This window comes from Paenibacillus hebaui, from assembly GCF_051934385.1.
Taxonomy (GTDB): Bacteria; Bacillota; Bacilli; order Paenibacillales; family Paenibacillaceae; genus Paenibacillus.
This window is the reverse complement of sequence record NZ_CP196836.1, coordinates 3507640-3523571: the sequence shown is the minus strand read 5'-3', so window position 1 is coordinate 3523571 and position 15932 is coordinate 3507640. Positions and strand designations below refer to the sequence as shown.

The window sequence follows — 15932 nt, the reverse complement described above, 5'->3', positions numbered from 1 at the left end:
CACCACCATTGTCTACAAACACAAGCATACACTTGTGAAATCCAGACTGTGGTGGTGCCTGATCGAATCAGTGACACGCCTTATTAAGTTTTCAGCTATTGAACAGGACCCATATTGATCAAGCTTACGTCAGACAACGTAATGGTTGTATCCCCATCCTCTGCACCTGAAATATTGCCCATGTCAAATGAAATTCGAGTATTCGGATAGCTTTCTTCTGTTGCATCAAATGTGAAGGTGAACGCTTGTTCTTCGTTGATCAGATCCACCCTCTGTCCATAGAAACCATGCCATTCATAATTCGCTGCTGCGTCAACCCATCCGATGCCCAGGCCCAATTTTCGAGGCTTTTCGGATTTGGCCTTAAACGTCAGCTTGTATTTGAAACCTTGCTGAATGCCAAATCCTTCGTTGATGACTTGACGGTCCCATGGATTCTGTCCTGCATTCCCGATTTTAGCCTGAAGCTGCTGATTACTAACGTTCATCTCCAGGTTTTTGGAGTCCCCATCTGCATAGGTAAACCAACCTTCACTTCCTTTGGATAAATCCCCATTCGGAATCAGATTCACATGAGCGGGCTGTCCTCCTTGGTCTGCAGTCGGATTGACCTCAAATAACAACACATTTTGGATGGACATTGTATGTGGACCAGTGGATGCTGGAGAACCCAAGCCAAATGCAAGCACTGCTGCGGCATCCGAGGTATCCCCCATTGTAAATGTATAAGCATACTGCTGTTTGCTATCGGTTAGCCCTACTTCCTGATCCATATACTTCGTATAGTCTCCAGTGCTCTGCGAGATTACGGCTTGCATTTTTTTGGGACTAGATGCCGATGCTTCAAATGTGAGCCGATACGTTTTTCCTGCTTCAAGCTCGATCTCTCTTTGTTGCAGCAAGGCATCCCACCAATTCGTGCTCGTGTCTGGCAAGTCAATCGTAATGCCTGCATTCTCTGTATAAGTGGCTGTCAGAACGTTGGGGATCAGCTCCCAACGATTTCCGTCTGTTGCAAGTTCTCCATTTTGAACTTTACTCTTTGAAATATCCACCCAGCGAGTATTATAGTTCTCGCCTTCAAAATCAATATAATATTGCTTTCCTGCCGCTAAGGAAACTGCCGGGAAGTATACTGTTTTGTAAGTCTGCCATCCACCTGTATCCCCGAGATTGAGATCAGATTGTGCAACAATTGTGCCTTGTTCGTCTTTGATGCTGAAACGAACGCTCGAATCGCTTTTTCCACTGGCCATTCGGGCAGACAGGGCGTAAACACCATCCTTCGCTACATCGATCTTGTATTGCAACAGATCCCCTTTATCCATGTAACTGACATGTTTGCCTCCTTCATCGGAGTTCTCCAACTGCAAGCCTTGCATGTTCCAGGCTTCGGTTGCAGGCACGTGTGCGTAGCCATTGACCGATACAGGTTTACCGCGTTTCGTCAAACGAACATTGTCTACATAAGCTGTGCCTTTGGAGCTTCCGAACAATAGTCTAAGCTCGGCGTTCACAGTGGATACGCCATCGCCAATCATGATTTCTCCGGTATACGTCTTCATCTCCTGTCCAAGCTGAAGATTCTGGCCCTGATGCACCTGAACGGAATGTCCGTCACTGCTGATGAGATCCATGTTCATGCTCCGTGGGGTATCAGCCTTAGCATCAAAGGAGAAGCCGTATGTTGTATTTGCCTCCAGCTTCATATCCGGTTGGGTTACCGCAACCTGCTCAGGATCGCCATTCGTTTGTGTCACATCAACAACCAGTTGGCGCTCCATAATCGGGAATTTCGAAAAGTTATTTACGCTAATCTTGGCTGTAGCACTTTCCTGAATGCTGCTTGACCAGAATCCCAGACGTTCCTTGCCTTGATCAAACGTTCCATTGAAGATGAAATTGCCATCAGGCAGTGCTTTGCGCTCCGCAATCAACGGATCAGCCTCACCGATCTCGATCAGTCGAGCATTGGCAAGCAGAACGGATTTATCATCCAGCCCCAAATTAAACTCGAATCTGGCATTATTATCGGAGCCATCCCGCATGTTGAACGTATATTCGTAGGATTTCCAATTCGTCGTCAGGTCAAAGGAATGCTCTCCTGAATAGTTCGTCCAGCCTTTTTCGAATTGGGTCACTTTGGAACGGATTGAACGGTCAGCGGATGCTTTAGCATCAAACTGAATCTTGTATTTTTTGTTTTTCTTGACGTAGATCGGCATCTGTGTGAGCTGAACCGAATAATTCTCAGTTCCGGCTTGTGTAATGCTTACCTTCGCTGCTTTTCCTTTTTGCTCATCCTCCACAACGCTAACATCTCCGGCTCCGCCAGCATTTGTAATGAACTGCCATTGAAGAGGAACACCATTGGAAGCAGAACCTTCTGTAAACTGATCATTATAGATCTGGTTGCCATCGGCTTGTGGTTCACGCTGTGATTCAGGCTCAATAGGATTCGTGGTTACATCAGGCCATTGGTTTAAGTTTTTGTAAGAGTACACACGAACAAAATCAACATTCATCGCTTCTGAAGTAAATTCGCTTTCCGGTGATCCCGGCCAGTCTCCTCCAACTGCCAAATTCAGAATCAGATAAAATGGACGATCAAATGGTGCAGGAAAAGTATAATATTCCGGCTGACCCGCAGCCTTTGTCTGCCAGTTGGTCACTTCATGATGCAGCTTGCCATCCACATAGAAACGAATCATGCCCGGAAGCCACTCTACCTGGAAATCATGATAATCGTCAGCGAAGGATTCTCCTTCCGGTAGCGTGAGACTGCCCTGATTGTGTCCATGAGAACCATCAGGCTTTACGGCGTCATAATGCAATGTGCTATATACCTTGTTGCTGCTCTCTTTCCCACCGATTAGCTCCATAATGTCAATTTCTCCAGACGCAGGCCATCCTCCATAATGCGCTTCATCTGTCGGCATCATCCAAATGGCTGGCCACATGCCTTTTTCTACAGGGAGCTTCGCACGAACAACCACCTTGCCGTATGTCCAGTCGCCTTTCCCCATGGAAATCAATTTGCCGGAGGAGTAATCTTTACCGTTTTTCTGATCCCGTTTCGCTTCGATTTGCAGCACGCTTCGATCCTTATCCTTCACAATGCGTGTATTATCCGGGCTGTAATATTGCAATTCATTGTTATAGACCAGTCCCGTATCCTGCACAGTCCATTTGGAAGAATCAACCGCTGATCCGTTGAATTCATCATTCCAGACAAGATCCCATTGATCATGGGGAATCGTCGTTGCTGGAATCGGCTTTTCACCTGACGGATTGCTTGGCGTTGATGGTGTTGTTGGCGTTTGCCCGCCCGGAGCAGATTCGGTTGGGGTATTTCCCGCATTCGTTGAATTACCGGGCTGAGACGAAGCGGGTTGTTCAGCTTCTCCCGTCATGGATGCACGCCATCCTGATTTTACTTTCTCTCCATTAATCACAACGTCGCTCGCATCCACACTTAGATTTTTAATCTTACCCTTCGAATCAATCTGGGTCTGATGCGCTTCCTGAAGTACTGTCAGCGAATCGATCAAGCTATTTGCAGATAGTTCTATGATGGCTTTTTGCTTTACGATCATCTCTTGTATGTTGCTTCCTTCCGCAATGGCAATTCTGACGGGTTCTCCGCTTTTGTCAATAACGACTCGATTCAGCTTGGAGTTGCTGATGTCGATCGAATGTCTGCCTCCCCCTTTAACGATGACAGAGCCAGTAACCGTTACTCCCTGTAGCACAACTGAGCCATCCCCAATTCCCTCAGTAAGCAACAGGTTTCCGTTCACGACTGTGTTTTTCAACGTCGTATTGGACGTTCGCACAATCAAGTTACCCTCGACCCGAGATTCATGTGTACCAGGGGAGCTTTTGACATCCGCAATCATGGCAGACAATAACCCAGCCGTCTCGGCGCGTGTGATTGGGGATTTGGGATTTAATTTGCCTTGGTATCCTTTTATAATATGTTCACTGACTAAATAATTAAGCGCTTTCGCTGCATAACTGGAAACATCATTCGCATCTTGAAACTTCAAAAGTTCCCGATCCTCTTCCATTCCGGTTGAGAGTTGAAAAGCACGATCCACCATTACGGCTGCATCCTGACGAGTTATAGGCTGTTTGGGGGACAAATGTTCCTGATCTGTTCCCTGGATAATGCCTGACCCGTGCGCACGTGTCATCGCATCATAGTACCAATCCCCTGAGGTCAGGTCTGCAAATGAATTCGACACCGCTCCACCCGTGAAGCCAAAAGCACGATCCAAAATCATGACAAACTCCGCTCGGCTAATCACCTGATTCGGCTTAAACGTACCATCCGCATAGCCTTGTAATAATGCTAAATCTTGCATCCGGGTGACTGCGGACTGCGACCAATGCCCGGTCAGGTCTTCATAGGTAACAGCGGATTGCAGGCTTTTCGCTTGAATGTTCCCCTTTTCCGCTTGCCCCTGTAAACTTTCTGCGCCAGCAAATGCAGGCAAAACGAGTGAAGCCACTAAACACCCTGCAACTATACTTGCCATTCCTTTTCTCATCTTACTTCCCCCTCAGGTCTGTTATCTTTCCCTGGTTGTTCTCTTCTTTAACTGCTCCCATGACGATTCCTATAACTCCATGTTCTGAAAATTTGTATTTTACAAGTCATCGTGAACTTGTATATTAAAATTATAGCAATGGAAATTTGCAATCTATATCCTAATATTGCAACAACGATATCCTTATTTTAATGAGATTTGAGGAGGTTACACTTTGCTCAGCCGTTTGAATGTTTTCACCAAAATTACATTGTTATTTGTAATACTGCTTATTCTGGTGCTGTTCCTATACACCTACTCGAATAGAGAAAGTGTGCGCGTTATTGAACATGAAATCCAGAACAACACCATGAATCATCTATCCACGTTTGCCGACTCTGTAGAATCCAACATTTACCAATTGTCTCTTTACGGAGTTTCGATCGGACAGGATTCCAGCATTCAGGAATATCAGCGCCCCGACTACAAAGATGTTCCCTACGAACGCGTGAAAGCAGGCAGTGCCATACTGGAAAAAATGAATCTGTACAACGCAGCAAGCAAATGGCACTCGACCATCACCCTGTATTTCCCACGCATGCAAAAAGTAATTTCAACCGACTATTATGCGCAGATTCCTTACAAGGAAGATGAATTTAACGAACCACTCTCGCAGTCATGGACGTATGCAAATAACCGTTTTATCTGGTACACGACCGAGCCAACCACCGCGATGGCTAAACCCGGTAAAGCCAAATTAATAACCAAAATAAGCTTTCCTGTCCATCATTTATTATCACTACTCAATCAAAACAAGCTAAATAACAATGGTGATCCTTTCATGTTTCACCCTGATTATGGCTTAATCAGCAATAGCACCTCCGAGAATACCTTGAATGCGATCCTGCCTTCACTGAAAGAAGCAAAATTGCAAGCCAAAGGCGGCTTTGGCATCACACTGGATCAAACGGAATATTACGTTTCCTATATTCAATCCAAGAGTCTGGGCTGGTATTATGTTGACTACGTTCCCATGCAGCAAATATTAGGACCCATTACAAGCAGCCGAAATCTATTTTACGCATCCATTGCCGTTCTGATTGTGATGAGCATTGTTGTTTTGTATACGCTCTATCGCAGCGTCCAGCTCCCGCTTCTTCAGTTGGTGAGAGGAACAAACCGTTTATCCACCGGGGATTTTTCAGTTCGTCTGAACTACACGGCCCGCAACGAATTCAGCCTGCTGTTCGCCCGTTTCAACATCATGGCGCAGCGGATTCAGGAGCTGATTGAGAATGTATACGAGGAGAAATTGCGGAGCAGAGAAGCTACGCTAAAACAGCTACAGTCCCAGATTAATCCCCATTTTCTGTATAACTGTCTGTTTTATATTAAAAATATGGCGAGGATGAAAAATGAAAAAGCCGTGGTAGCCATGGCACTGAATCTGGGGGAGTATTACCGGTACATAACAAGGTCTGAGAAAGACTTGGCAACCATTCGTGAGGAATTGAACATGGTCAAAAATTATCTGGAGATCCAGTCTCTCAGGCTGGAGCGAATGCAATTTACAATCGATGTGCCCCATGCTATTTTAAATAAAACGGTGCCCAGACTGACACTTCAGCCCATCATTGAAAACGCTATTATTCATGGTCTTGAGCCTCGATCTGAGAACGGCGAGATCAAGATCTACGCCGAATTTAAGGATAATGTATATTCCATTACGGTGGAAGACAGTGGACTTGGCATGTCCGACGAACAGTTGGATCAACTGAAATGTGATCTGCTCAAACCACTCGATGAGAACATGGGCTGCGGCACATGGAATGTCCATCAGCGGTTAACCTTTATGTACGGTGAGGCAGCAGGATTGGCCTATGACCATTCTTCATTAGGTGGCGTTAAAGTCAACATCATATGGCACGACAATACAAACAAGTAGGTGAAGTACCCAATGCTGCAAATATTATTAGTGGACGATGAACGTTCAGTTGTAGAAACGTTAGCCGAGACCATTCCGTGGGAAAGCTGCGGGATCGGCACGGTTCATGAAGCATTATCCGGGGCTGTAGCTCTCGAAATGATGGAAAATCACGACATTGACATTGTCATTACCGATATCCGTATGCCCGAAATGTCAGGCATTGAACTTATTACGGCGATCCACGAAAAGTGGCCGCATGTGCAGACCATTCTGTTATCGGGCTACGCCGATTTTGAATATGCCAAGCAGGCGATTACGCAGGAAAGCTTCGATTATTTGCTGAAACCTGTTAGTGATGAAGATCTGATCGAATCGGTTCAACGTCTCGTTAATCGAATCAAGCAAAGATGGGAAACGGCGGCTTCCCATCAAAAAGCCTTGCACGCTTTTCAGGATAATCTGCCTTTGCTGCAATCCACAATGCTCAATGAGCTGTTGACCGGAAAAATCTATAACCCAGAAACGCTGGCGGACAAGCTTGAACTGTTAGAACTGCCCTATTCGGTGGGCGAGGATCTCGGCATGCTGATAATTCGCATGGAGAAACATCTATCGGCGATGGTCCAGAGTGACCTGGCTCTGATGGAATATGCCATTTGCAACATCATTAGTGAAGTTATGCATAGTCATTTTCATATCTGGCATACGCGAGATGTCCATGATTACATCGTTGTTCTGGTCAGCATGAGGCAATCAGCCACGATGAGCTATAACAAAGACGAAACTCCTCAGACGCTGCTTGAACAGTACGCTGCCCAAATTCAAACGAATGTTCAGTTGTACTTGAAAGGTGCCATTTCGATTTCGGTTTCTAACTGGGGAACGTTTCCTTACGACATTGGAGAAATTTATGATCGAACCGTCATGTCCATGCGTAAACGGATGGGTCAAGTTCAAGGCTTGTTTGTGACAGCCTCTGATGAAACAGATGTCAATCCTCTTCATATGCTCAGATCTCTCTATCAGCCGCCAACGTTAATTAGCCTGTTGGAAGCAGGACGCTTTGAGGATGTAGAACAGAAAATCGAGCACATTTTTGAGGAGCTGCTGCTTTCGAACGAGCAGCATGATATCGCAGAGTCAACGATTGAGGTGTATTTTGCTATAGCTGGAGCCTTTGCTTACATCATTCATAAAAACGGCAAGCAAATATCTTCTTTAATGCCAGCGGAGTCCTATCGTTACTTTCAAGCTCCCATCTACTCTACTGCACAGCAATTGCAGGACTGGTCCATTCGCACGCTCCATTACATCCGCGACGATGCTGAACAAGAGCTGAAGGATAATCACAGCACCATTGTTCGTAGCGTTAAAATTTTTGTGGATCTGCATTTGGCATCTGACGTATCCTTGCCCGCGATTGCCGATCATGTACACCTCCACCCTGTATATTTGTCCAAGGTCTACAAGGCGGAAACGGGAGAGGCCCTTACTGCATATGTGTACAGATTAAGAATGGAAAAGGCAGCATATTATTTACGTACTTCAACAACCAAGGTATTTGAAATTGCCGAGCTTGTCGGTTACAACAATACTGCGTATTTCATTCGTGTATTCAAAAAATATTATGACGTTACTCCGCAAGAATATCGTGAAAACCTGCCTGTTTAATTGACGTTGCACCAGCCTGAAATCCAGGCGGCTTCTAATCTTATCGAAACCGCACAAAGAGGCATTGCCGGAGATATCTCCTGCGATGCCTTCATTGCGAATGTGGCTGTGATGAATGAATTCAATGCCCTGCCGCTTATTATTTTCCACTTTTCACGGACTCATACCACTCGTTTACTTCTTTGGTGATTTGGTCCCCGCCAGAGGACTTCCACTTCTCTACAAATGAGTCGAACGCATCAACAGAAGTTTTACCGTAGATGATCTGTGAGAAGGTATCCTTCTCCATTTTGGTCAAAATATCATTGTTCATCTGCATGGTCATCGTAGGCGCACCCGTAAACATTTGCTTGAGAACGATGTCCTTTTGATCCAGAACAATTTTGGCTGCTTCTACCATAGCTGCGGGTATACCTGATTTCAACTTTTGCTCAAATGGTGTTGTTGGCGATTCACCATTTGCCAGCTTCGTCAGCGTGATCATATTAAGACTTGGAATCCGTGCTCCATCAAAGGTCAACGTATATTTTTCGGGAGCATAACCGCCTGTAAGACTTATATCGGTGGATGAATTACTGTCGACCATAACATAATCGTATCCTTCAGCGAATCCATGCTCAAACTCATCGCCTACTTTTGGATTAGCATAATGATCGAATAGATAATTCTGATAGGTGAAGAAAGCTTCTGGATGCTTCATGTCTTTGTTAATCAGAACAACACCATTCTCGTTTGGCGTCCCATGTCTGCCTGCTTTGCCATTAGGACCTGAAGGAATAGGATATACCTTGAATTCAGCTTCTGGAATGTTTCTCTTCACATCCTCCAGCGGCCAGGATGGCATCCAGTGAGGACCCACCACAATTCCTGCCTTTCCGGCAGTGAATTCTTCGGCTGCCTTCGTCTCGTCATAGACGCCAACTTCTTCCGGGATATAGCCTTTGCTCATCCAGCTTTGTAATTTTGCCAGAGCTTGCTTCGCTCCTGGTGTAACTGATCCGTATTCCAGAGTGCCATCTTTCGTCAGATTCCATTGGTTGGGCATTGTGCCATATGCGCCGAAGATCCATCCTGCATCAGACATCCAGGTGTTTAACCAGTTCTTGAATCCGATGGTCAGTCCGAACGTATCCTTCTTTCCATTTCCATCCGGGTCCTGATTCGTAAACGTTTCCATAAGTACTTCAAGATCATCTATAGTTTTCGGTGCTTTCAAGTCAAACTTCTTCATCCAGTCTTCCCGAATCCACATGACAGGATCACCATTATAGGAGTAATCCAGAATGGGAATACCAATTCGTTTGCCGTCTTGCATATATGGATACCATACCGAAGGATCTTCGTTAACGGCTTCCTTCCATGTATCGCTGGCATATTTATCAAATAACTCGCCAGCATCGATAAATTTACCCGATTCAATTAATTCGCGTACCAGATTGAGTTCACCACGATACGAAATAATATCCGGCATTTCCGTATTCGAGGCAAGAGACAGACGCAGCTTTGTCTCGAAAGCATTGTTGGTGGATGGAGATATCCATTGGTTTTTCAGTTCGATTCCCAGCTTTTCCTTCGCCCATTGGGTATGGACATTGTTATCCTGATCCTCGCCTTGTTTGAACTTGACGTCTGGGCCCCATGGCCGCAAATACGTAATGCTCACCGGTGGATTGTATTTTCCATCTTTCAGCTCCAGCGTTGCCGCTGGTGTGTTTGATTCTACTTTCTTGTCACCCCCGCTGCTGCACCCGGTCAGGATCGCTGAAAGTGCCAACATGCCTGCCATGATCAAGCCACCTACCCGTCTTTGTTTCCTTGCATCCAACTTTGTTCCCCCCCCCAGTCTATGTAGTGTTGTTTACAGAGTTCATCATAATGAATGATTGAGGTTTATGGCAACATTTATTGCATTAATTTGGGATATTAGAAATTGGATGTGCAGCTTGACTAAATGAAATCTGCTGTCATAAAAAAAGCAGCCTCAGGAACGGCTGCTTCTGCATTTTAAGATTAATTACTTGTATATTTAACCCAGTCATATTCTGCGTACAACGGATTGGCTCCATTATAAGGACCAAGCCAGCTGTCAACACCAGTTCCATTCCACAAATTCATCATAATCTTACCTGGTGTTTTGGGAATATTGTTGGTAGCCGTATGTTTTAATACGCCATCCACATACCATTTGATATGACCTGGCTGCCAGTCAAAACTATAGGTATGGAATCCTTGTGATGCATCAAAGCCAAGATTGATAATCTTCTCATGATTACCAACACCATTGGTATAATAATTAAACTGTACTTTTGTCGTGTCTTTTCCTAAAAACTCAATATCGATCTCATCCCATTGGGTGCCATGAGAAGGGCCAGTGTACGTGAAAAAGGAAGAAACCACGCCCGTATTTTTGGCAGGCTTCATACTGACTTCATAAAGTCCGTACCCATAAGTATTGGTTGAACGATACTCCCCGCAATCAAACTTATTGTTTGCAGAACTTGTCAATCCCAGCTTGAGCTTACCATCGCTCGTGAAATTAACATTTTTGGCTCGCCAAGTGCAGTTGAACATGGATCCATTGGAGTAACCATCTGCTTTTTGCCACGTGTTTGAATTAAAATAGCTTAACGGTTCCCAGAAAACATAACCCGCGAAAGCGCTTACTGAAAAAAATAAAGAAACTATACCAGTCACCACCAGTGTATACCAAGCCTTCCTTTTCATCCAATACACCTCCATAATTAGTTCCAAACATGTATGAAGTTGAGGTAGGCAATCCGACGATTAAAATCGGTAAATCTCATCTCCTTAGCGTATTTATATAAAACGCTTACATGGTTGGTATTTCCATTTTATATGGATATGGATCGCTTTAACTATAGCAAATTTTAAAGAATAGATATTCATTTCTAAAGATGAAGCCAAGTGCAAAAAAATCCCCCCTCAGAATATGAAGGGACTCGTTATTCTTAGATTCTTGTCACTCGACAAAAATCCCTCTTCGACAGCAAAAAGACCTTGAATGAAATCAATCCATTCAAGGTCTTTGAATTTTGATGATTTGACCTGGCAATTTTACCGATTTGGGTGGTCTGTCACTTTTTTACGCATGCCAGCCAGACCTAGTAAACCTAGTAAGCCAAGCCATCCCCAATCCATATCGTTGTCGTTATCTGTGGCGTTAGCACGTATAGCGTTAGCATTATTATTGTAGCTGTTGTCTTGATATGTGTTACTGTCTTGCCCCTTAGCAGAAGCTTCGTTTACATTTTGAGCCGATGCAGGGACAACTAAAGCTGCAAACAAAAATAATGAAGCAACAACAGTTGTGACTCGTTTATTCATTAAATAACCTCCTTCAAAGTTTGGTGATATTAATATCTCCCCATATTCATTTCATTATTCAGTATTCTTAAAATACGTAATATTTCTTTGGCACTTTGTATCTGTCGGATCATTAAGTTAGAAGGAGTGATGGAAATAAATGTTTGGTTAATATTACGGTTTAAATATCTGATAAGGGTAAAACATAAGAGAGTAAAACTGACTAATTACTTGGAGGGGAATAACGAATGGGCATTTTAAGTGGTAATCCCAAAAATGAACCCATGCATTATGGAGAAATTTTTAGTGCATGGCAATGTTCCGTAGTAGCAAAAGGAGCAGTATCCTGTTATCAAGCATACCTGAATCATGCCGGAGACAAGGATCTAAAAAAAATTCTAAATGATTTGTTGGATCAAGCCAAACTTGAAGTTAAAGAATGTGATGCGTTGTTAACCGAAAATGGAATTGCCCCTGCTCCAACTTTGCCGGAAAGACCTCCAGTGAAGTTGGAAGATATCCCTGCTGGCGCGAGATTCACAGACCCTGAGATTGCGGCTATGGTGGCAGCTGACACCTCATTAGGATTGGTTGCGGCAAGTCAAGTCATGGGTCAATCCATCAGAGAAGACATTGGGGCATTATTTGCCAAATATCACGTAACCAAGACGGCATTAGGCGTACGAATTCTTCAAATGAGTAAAGAAAAGGGATGGCTTGTCCCTCCACCTCTTCAAGTCAAAAGACCCGTTTCTAACGAAGCCTAATTGCATTAACGTTTTGCCATTAGTCAGATTTCATTCTGAGACAAAGATGGAGAAGATCTTATTCTCCATTCTTTGTTTTTTTTCTTTGTTGAATTTTTATCATTATTAAAATCAAATTACGATCAAAGCATATCCAATATCGTATACTTTTACGCTCCAGCGTCTCCAATCATTTGCCACTCGATTTTCTTCATCTCATAAAAATAACCCTCTTGCTTCATCAACTCCGAGTAGGAACCCGTTTCCACGATCCTGCCCTGGTCCATAACGACAATCCGATCCATCTGTTCCAGTCCGGTAAGCCGATGACAGATCAGGAGAAGTGTATCTTCGGCCGCCTGTGCCAAGAGATGCTGCAATACGTGTTGCTCTGTGACATAATCCAGTGAAGACGTCGGTTCGTCCAGAAGCCATAACCGTCCTTTGCGCACCATTGCCCGTGCCAGAGCTAGCCGCTGCTTCTCGCCATCTGACAGGTTCTCCCCTTTTTCATACACGATATCGGTCAACGATATATTCGGCAGTTGCACTTTATCCAGCACAGCTGACAGTTGTTCGTCAGAATGTGCTTCTCCATTCAGCAGCAGATTATCCCGGATGGTTCCCCGGAAGAAATGACTTTGCTGTAAGACAACATTCGCCGTTTGCCAAATGCTCTCCTCATTCAGTTCCTTCACCGAAAAGTCGTTTAATTGTATATCGCCAGACGTTGGTGCACGCAGCTTGAGCAGCAAATCAATAATCGTTGACTTTCCTGAACCGCTTGGGCCGACAATCGCCGTTTTGGAACCTGCTGCAAGTTGCAGGGACAACTCCCTCAGCGCCGGTCTCCACTCTCCTTCATAATCAAAGCTAACACGGGATAGCTCTATTGAAACGGCGTGATCGGCAGACAATTGCCCGCCTGGCTGAGCAGAATGTACATCGGAGGTGTGTACCGTTTCCGTCAGTCGTTTGGCTGCATGTTCGCTATCCTGCTTATACAAGGGTAACGTAGCCATTGCCGCAGCTTCTTCGAACACGGTCTGCGTGGCCAGAATCAGCATGGCGAGGAATACACCAGCAAACGCTCCATCCATAATTAAGAAGGCGCTCAGTGCCAGCACTCCCCATGTAACGAGATACGTCACAAAAACGTGCATGGATTGCCCGCGCAGCAAGTGCGATGCTGCTCGTTTCTGTTCCGTTGCCAATGCAGCGGAAGCCTGCTGAAGCTGCTGCTCGCGCTGTTCCAATTGGCCGTATACTTTCAAATCCAGGAAACCATACAACACTTCGGTTACTTCTGTGGAAAGCAAAGCCCGTTGCTGGCGGACACGTCCGTGTATTTTCCGCTGGCCTAGCAAAACAATTCCCGGTACAACAAATGCCGTGATCAGCATGCCTAGCACTAACAGGCACGCAATCCAGAGCGAAAAGGCTGAAGTGAACAGCATTGTAGCCAAGAACACCATAACGACAATAATCGGTGGATACGCCACGCGCAAAAAGTAATTTTGCAAGCTTTCCACATCGCCAACGATCCGTGCAAGCAGATCCCCGCTTCGGTTTTTGTTCAATATACCCGGAGTCAACGGAATAAGCTTGGCAAAAAAGGATGTCCGCAAACGGCTCAGCATGGAGAACGTTGCCCTGTGGGAATACAGGCGTTCTCCGTACCGACTCGCCGCTCGAAGGAAACCGAGCAGTTTGACCATCGAGGTGAGTACAATTAATGTGTAGAGCGGTGGCGCAAATACCGTTTGTGAAATCATATACCCACTCGCGGAAAAGAGAGCCACACCTGCTATGCCGGCGATGAATCCGCCTAAAATTGAAAGCAAGATATCCTTGCGCTCCTGAATCATCGCTTTTGACAGAATTGTCAGCTCATTCATGCTAATCCTCCTTTCCGTTGAATATCTACCATCTCGGCATACTGAGGCAGACGCTCCATAAGCCCGTTATGATGTCCTGAATCCACCAACAACCCATTGTCCATAAACAAAATGTTGTCTGCATGTTGAATCGTATATAATCGGTGAGCTACCGTAATCATCGTCGCCGTTTTGGCCAATGACGCAATGGATCGTTGCAGTACCCGCTCGGTGTGCAAATCCAGTCCCACAGTGGGTTCATCAAACAAAATGATGGCAGGTCGCTTCAAAAAAGCGCGAGCCAAGGCAAGGCGTTGCTTTTCCCCACCAGACAGCCCCCTGCCTCCTTCACCAACAAAGGTATCCAATCCTTGCTCTAATTGAGCGATAACTCCAGTAAGTCCGGCTTCCTCTACCGCCTGCTCCATTTCAGCCCTGGATACGTTCCGACCCACGCCAATCGCAATATTCTCAGCAAATGTACCTGCAAAAATATACGGATGCTGTGTAATGTAGCTAACCTGTTCGAACCAGGCGGCCTCCGTAAATCCAGACAGCGGACTTCCATTTACCAGAACCTCCCCCGAATCAGGTTTCAGCAAACCAGCAATCAGATGAAGCAACGTTGTTTTACCTGAGCCACTTTTGCCAACAATAGCGATCTGTTCTCCAGGCCCAAGGAAGATCCGTCCTGTCTCAAGTCCAAAGGAATCAGGTGCGTACTGGAACCGGACATGGTCCAGTTCAATGGTCGGTGGCATTGGAATCAGTGCGGCACGAGCTGTACGCAACCCTTCCTGCTGCACCATCAGATCGTTTGTATCGCTGGTATGTGTACCCTTTTCGGCTTTCTCATCTAGGGTTGGCATGCTTGTGCTACTTGTTTCCGCAAGCATCTGCTCCACCTTGCGAATCGCCCCCATACTGGTTCGCCCGCTGTGAAAAGCCGTTCCTGTATTCTTCAACAGGCTGTAAAACTCGGGAACGAGCAACAACACGAGAAAGGCCGTGTGGAAGGTCATCGATTTGAAAACAAGTAACTGGATGGCCAGTTCGAGCGCGACAATACCGATGCTTAACATCACGATCGATTCCAGCATAAAGGTGTTCGTAAACGCAATCTTCAAAATGCCCATTGTCGCATCACGATAACCCAGACTGCTGCGTTCAATCTCCTGCTGCTGACGTTTAGCCCGTCCGAATATTTTCAACGTAACCAGCCCTTGAAGCGAATCCAGAAACGTACCGGAAAACTCGGCCAGTTGCGCATATTTCTCTTCTGACTTGTTCTTTGTCTGGAGTCCCACCAAAATCATGAACAACGGGATAAACGGTGCCGTAAACAGCATAATGAAGCCTGTGTTGGCGTGCTGAGTAAACGTAACGACCAGAATCAGAATCGGGATCATCGCAGCTTCCATCATACGCGGCATATACTGACTGAAATAACTGTCAGCTTCGTCCACAGCATCCAATGCAACACTGACCTTTCCTCCCGTCTGTCCACGAAGGGTTGAAGGCATGGAAGCGCGGGTCAGGTTCTGCAATACAGATGCTCGCATATTCGTCTTGGCACGGGCAGCCATATGCAAGCCCACTTTCCCGTTTCCATAAGACAACAATGTGCGTATAGCCATAACAGCCAACAAGATGCCGAGCAACAGCATCACCGATGAGAAGGAAGCTCCCTCTACAAAAATTCGTTGGACTGCTTCAGCCACCAATGCGGCCTGACTTACAATAGCTACACCAAGCGCCAGCGAAATGACGGCTAGGAGAAGCCTGTTTTTTCGTTGTAAAGACATTTGCTGAGAGATCAGACTGGATTTACTTTGCCTTTGCCTTTTCACAGAAC

At 45.5% G+C, this 15932-nt stretch carries 9 protein-coding genes; 3 read left to right on the top strand and 6 right to left on the bottom strand.

What is annotated here, in order from left to right; all coding sequences use genetic code 11:
* Positions 1-95: 95 nt before the first annotated feature.
* On the bottom strand, positions 96-4553 hold the full coding sequence (locus tag ACR32F_RS15465; protein ID WP_440119559.1) for a carbohydrate binding domain-containing protein: 4458 nt from the start codon (positions 4551-4553) through the stop codon (positions 96-98).
* A gap of 214 nt (positions 4554-4767) precedes the next feature.
* Between ACR32F_RS15465 and ACR32F_RS15460 the strand changes: the two genes are divergently transcribed.
* Both ACR32F_RS15460 and ACR32F_RS15455 read left to right on the top strand, forming a co-directional pair.
* Positions 4768-6477, top strand: a complete 1710-nt coding sequence (locus ACR32F_RS15460; protein WP_440119558.1) for a sensor histidine kinase — start codon at positions 4768-4770, stop codon at positions 6475-6477.
* A 12-nt stretch (positions 6478-6489) separates the two neighbouring features.
* Positions 6490-8130 carry a response regulator transcription factor gene (locus ACR32F_RS15455; RefSeq protein WP_440119557.1) on the top strand — a complete coding sequence of 547 codons (1641 nt, stop codon included), beginning with the start codon at positions 6490-6492 and terminating at the stop codon, positions 8128-8130.
* Between the two features lie 139 nt (positions 8131-8269).
* Here ACR32F_RS15455 and ACR32F_RS15450 read toward each other — a convergent pair whose 3' ends face one another.
* From ACR32F_RS15450 to ACR32F_RS15440, 3 genes are all read right to left on the bottom strand, one after another.
* Positions 8270-9955 carry an extracellular solute-binding protein gene (locus tag ACR32F_RS15450; protein WP_440119556.1) on the bottom strand — a complete coding sequence of 562 codons (1686 nt, stop codon included), beginning with the start codon at positions 9953-9955 and terminating at the stop codon, positions 8270-8272.
* A 185-nt stretch (positions 9956-10140) separates the two neighbouring features.
* On the bottom strand, positions 10141-10854 hold the full coding sequence (gene bglS, locus ACR32F_RS15445) for a beta-glucanase (RefSeq protein WP_440119555.1): 714 nt from the start codon (positions 10852-10854) through the stop codon (positions 10141-10143).
* 351 nt (positions 10855-11205) lie between these two features.
* Positions 11206-11475: a WGxxGxxG family protein gene (locus ACR32F_RS15440; protein WP_440119554.1), complete on the bottom strand. Its 270-nt coding sequence runs from the start codon at positions 11473-11475 to the stop codon at positions 11206-11208.
* 227 nt (positions 11476-11702) lie between these two features.
* Here ACR32F_RS15440 and ACR32F_RS15435 point away from each other — a divergent pair, with 227 nt between their 5' ends.
* Positions 11703-12221 (top strand): DUF3231 family protein, encoded by a 519-nt coding sequence (locus ACR32F_RS15435; RefSeq protein ID WP_440119553.1) that lies wholly within the window; start codon positions 11703-11705, stop codon positions 12219-12221.
* A 149-nt stretch (positions 12222-12370) separates the two neighbouring features.
* Here the strand turns inward: ACR32F_RS15435 and cydC are convergent, their stop codons facing one another.
* Positions 12371-14098: a thiol reductant ABC exporter subunit CydC gene (cydC, locus tag ACR32F_RS15430; RefSeq protein ID WP_440119552.1), complete on the bottom strand. Its 1728-nt coding sequence runs from the start codon at positions 14096-14098 to the stop codon at positions 12371-12373.
* The gene (gene cydD / locus ACR32F_RS15425) at positions 14095-15882 is read right to left on the bottom strand and encodes a thiol reductant ABC exporter subunit CydD (protein ID WP_440119882.1); all 1788 of its coding nucleotides are present in this window, start codon (positions 15880-15882) and stop codon (positions 14095-14097) included. Before cydD ends, cydC begins: the two co-directional genes overlap by 4 nt.
* Positions 15883-15932 lie beyond the last annotated feature (50 nt).

What these genes read in the sequence shown, in the direction of transcription:
- ACR32F_RS15465 (WP_440119559.1), bottom strand. Translation starts at nt 4,553, where the DNA reads ATGAGAAAAGGAATGGCAAGTATAGTTGCAGGGTGTTTAGTGGCTTCA.
- ACR32F_RS15455 (WP_440119557.1), top strand. Translation starts at nt 6,490, where the DNA reads ATGCTGCAAATATTATTAGTGGACGATGAACGTTCAGTTGTAGAAACG.
- bglS (WP_440119555.1), bottom strand. Translation starts at nt 10,854, where the DNA reads ATGAAAAGGAAGGCTTGGTATACACTGGTGGTGACTGGTATAGTTTCT.
- ACR32F_RS15440 (WP_440119554.1), bottom strand. Translation starts at nt 11,475, where the DNA reads ATGAATAAACGAGTCACAACTGTTGTTGCTTCATTATTTTTGTTTGCA.
- ACR32F_RS15435 (WP_440119553.1), top strand. Translation starts at nt 11,703, where the DNA reads ATGGGCATTTTAAGTGGTAATCCCAAAAATGAACCCATGCATTATGGA.
- cydC (WP_440119552.1), bottom strand. Translation starts at nt 14,098, where the DNA reads ATGAATGAGCTGACAATTCTGTCAAAAGCGATGATTCAGGAGCGCAAG.
- cydD (WP_440119882.1), bottom strand. Translation starts at nt 15,882, where the DNA reads ATGTCTTTACAACGAAAAAACAGGCTTCTCCTAGCCGTCATTTCGCTG.